General features: G+C 51.4%; 2 rRNA genes. Both read right to left on the minus strand.

The features are described 5' to 3' along the window. Nucleotides 1-6 precede the first annotated feature (6 nt). Nucleotides 7-122: ribosomal RNA gene (gene rrf / locus XMD530_RS11255) — 5S ribosomal RNA — on the minus strand. A gap of 132 nt (nucleotides 123-254) precedes the next feature. Then, nucleotides 255-3,143 (minus strand): 23S ribosomal RNA (locus tag XMD530_RS11260). Nucleotides 3,144-3,221 lie beyond the last annotated feature (78 nt).

Below are 3,221 nucleotides of genomic sequence, written 5' to 3' on the forward strand. Positions count from 1 at the left end.
TTAGGTGCCTGGCAATGACCTACTCTCACATGGGGAAACCCCACACTACCATCGGCGATGACGCGTTTCACGACTGAGTTCGGTAAGGGATCAGGTGGTTCCACGTCTCTATTGTCACCAGGCAAAACTGGTTAACGCATTGGATACTGTAAGATGCGTCTTGGTTGTCTATACAAGCTACAACCGTTAAATCAATCATTAAACCACTCAGCTGTTCATCTGAAGCTTTCGCTCTCAGACAGCTTTGGCGTTATATGGTCAAGCCTCACGAGCAATTAGTACTGGTTAGCTCAACGCCTCACAACGCTTACACACCCAGCCTATCAACGTCCTAGTCTTGAACGGCTCTTTAGGGACCTTAAAGGTCCAGTGAGATCTCATCTTGAAGGGGGCTTCCCGCTTAGATGCTTTCAGCGGTTATCCCGTCCGAACATAGCTACCCGGCAATGCCACTGGCGTGACAACCGGAACACCAGAGGTTCGTTCACTCCGGTCCTCTCGTACTAGGAGCAACTCTTCTCAAATCTCAAACGCCCACGGCAGATAGGGACCGAACTGTCTCACGACGTTCTAAACCCAGCTCGCGTACCACTTTAAATGGCGAACAGCCATACCCTTGGGACCGGCTTCAGCCCCAGGATGTGATGAGCCGACATCGAGGTGCCAAACACCGCCGTCGATGTGAACTCTTGGGCGGTATCAGCCTGTTATCCCCGGAGTACCTTTTATCCGTTGAGCGATGGCCCTTCCATACAGAACCACCGGATCACTAGAACCTACTTTCGTACCTGCTCCACGTGTCTGTGTCGCAGTCAAGCACCCTTTTACTCTTGCGCTCATTGCATGATTTCCGACCATGCTGAGGGTACCTTCGTGCTCCTCCGTTACTCTTTGGGAGGAGACCGCCCCAGTCAAACTACCCACCACACACTGTCCTCGATCCCGATAAGGGACCTGAGTTAGGACTTCAACGTTACCAGGCTGGTATTTCAAGATCGGCTCCACTTGAACTGGCGTCCAAGTTTCAAAGCCTCCCAGCTATCCTACACAAGTAAGGTCAAAGTCCAGTGTGAAGCTATAGTAAAGGTTCACGGGGTCTTTCCGTCTAGCCGCGGGTACGCTGCATCTTCACAGCGAGTTCAATTTCACTGAGTCTCGGGTGGAGACAGTGTGGCCATCGTTACGCCATTCGTGCAGGTCGGAACTTACCCGACAAGGAATTTCGCTACCTTAGGACCGTTATAGTTACGGCCGCCGTTTACTTGGGCTTCGATCAAGAGCTTCGCCGGAGCTAACCCCATCAATTAACCTTCAAGCACCGGGCAGGCGTCACACCCTATACGTCCACTTTCGTGTTTGCAGAGTGCTGTGTTTTTAATAAACAGTCGCAGCCACCTGGTATCTTCGACCGGCCTCAGCTTAGGGAGCAAGTCCCATCACCAAAACCGGCGCACCTTCTCCCGAAGTTACGGTGCCATTTTGCCTAGTTCCTTCACCCGAGTTCTCTCAAGCGCCTTGGTATTCTCAACCTGACCACCTGTGTCGGTTTGGGGTACGATCCCACATAACCTGAAGCTTAGAGGATTTTCCTGGAAGCCGGGCATCAACTACTTCACTCCATATAGGAGCTCGTCATCAGATCTCAGTCATAGAGGAACCCGGATTTGCCTAAGTTCCAAACCTACATCCTTAAACGCGGACAACCAACGCCGCGCTAGCCTAGCCTTCTCCGTCCCCCCGTCGCAGTTATGCGAGGTGCAGGAATATTAACCTGCTTCCCATCGATTACGCTTTTCAGCCTCATCTTAGGGGTCGACTCACCCTACCCCGATTAACGTTGGATAGGAACCCTTGGTCTTCCGGCGAGGGAGTTTTTCACTCCCTTTATCGTTACTTATGTCAACATTCGCACTTCTGATACCTCCACGGTGCCTTACAGCTTCCGCTTCAACAGCTTACAGAACGCTCCTCTACCATGCGTATAAACGCATCCGCAGCTTCGGTCTCTAGTTTGAGCCCCGTTATATCTTCCGCGCAGGCCGACTCGACTAGTGAGCTATTACGCTTTCTTTAAAGGATGGCTGCTTCTAAGCCAACCTCCTAGCTGTCTGAGCCTTCCCACATCGTTTCCCACTTAACTAGAAGTTTGGGACCTTAGCTGGCGGTCTGGGTTGTTTCCCTTTTCACGACGGACGTTAGCACCCGCCGTGTGTCTCCCATGATTGCACTCTTGGGTATTCGGAGTTTGCATCGGGTTGGTAAGTCGGGATGACCCCCTAGCCGAAACAGTGCTCTACCCCCCAAGGTGAGACATGAGGCGCTACCTAAATAGCTTTCGAGGAGAACCAGCTATCTCCGAGCTTGATTAGCCTTTCACTCCGATCCACAGGTCATCCGCTAACTTTTCAACGGTAGTCGGTTCGGTCCTCCAGTTGATGTTACTCAACCTTCAACCTGCCCATGGATAGATCGCCCGGTTTCGGGTCTACTCCCAGCAACTATGCGCCCTATTAAGACTCGGTTTCCCTACGCCTCCCCTAAACGGTTAAGCTTGCTACTGAAAGTAAGTCGTTGACCCATTATACAAAAGGTACGCAGTCACCGAACTAAGTCGGCTCCCACTGCTTGTACGTACACGGTTTCAGGGTCTATTTCACTCCCCTCACAGGGGTTCTTTTCGCCTTTCCCTCACGGTACTGGTTCACTATCGGTCAGTCAGGAGTATTTAGCCTTGGAGGATGGTCCCCCCATGTTCAGACAGGATAACACGTGTCCCGTCCTACTCGATTTCACTGAAAAAGGGTTTTCGAATACGGGGCTATCACCCACTATGGCCAAGCTTTCCAGCTTGTTCTTCTAACCCAAATCCAGCTTAAGGGCTGGTCCCCGTTCGCTCGCCGCTACTAAGGGAATCTCGGTTGATTTCTTTTCCTTCGGGTACTTAGATGTTTCAGTTCCCCGAGTTCGCCTCTCTAAACCTATATATTCAGTAAAGAGATACCACTTACGTGGTGGGTTTCCCCATTCGGAAATGTACGGCTCAAAGCTTGTTTACCAGCTCCCCGTACCTTATCGCAGGTTACAACGTCCTTCATCGCCTCTGACTGCCAAGGCATCCACCGTGCACGCTTATTCACTTGACCATATAACCCAAAGGTGTCTGATCAACTGAATGGTTCTCGTAACGATCGATTTCGCCGGTTGGCGCTTGTATCAAACAA

This window comes from Marinobacterium sp. xm-d-530 (assembly GCF_013283365.1).
Lineage (GTDB): Bacteria > Pseudomonadota > Gammaproteobacteria > Pseudomonadales > Balneatricaceae > Marinobacterium_E.